The organism is Arthrobacter sp. SIMBA_036, from assembly GCF_046535135.1.
In the GTDB taxonomy this organism is placed as follows: Bacteria; Actinomycetota; Actinomycetes; order Actinomycetales; family Micrococcaceae; genus Arthrobacter.
On record NZ_JAWRXG010000503.1, the window covers coordinates 1 to 229 of the forward strand.

At 64.6% G+C, this 229-nt stretch carries 1 protein-coding gene; it reads left to right on the forward strand.

The genetic code is table 11. The features are described 5' to 3' along the window. The coding region (locus tag SB659_RS20665) for an aminotransferase class I/II-fold pyridoxal phosphate-dependent enzyme (RefSeq protein ID WP_410551800.1) at window positions 1-229 on the forward strand (229 nt) is incomplete at both ends.

Sequence of the window (229 nt, forward strand, 5' to 3'; positions counted from 1 at the left end):
GGCGAAAAACCTCGTGCCCTTCCTCGACATGGCCTACCAGGGCTTTGGCGACGGCATCGACGAAGACGCCGCGGCGGTGCGCCTGTTCGCCGAGTCGGGCCTGACCTTCTTCGTTTCCAGCTCGTTCTCCAAGTCGTTCTCGCTGTACGGCGAGCGCGTTGGCGCCCTGTCCATCGTCAGCAGCTCCAAGGAAGAAAGCGCCCGCGTGCTGTCCCAGGTCAAGCGCGTG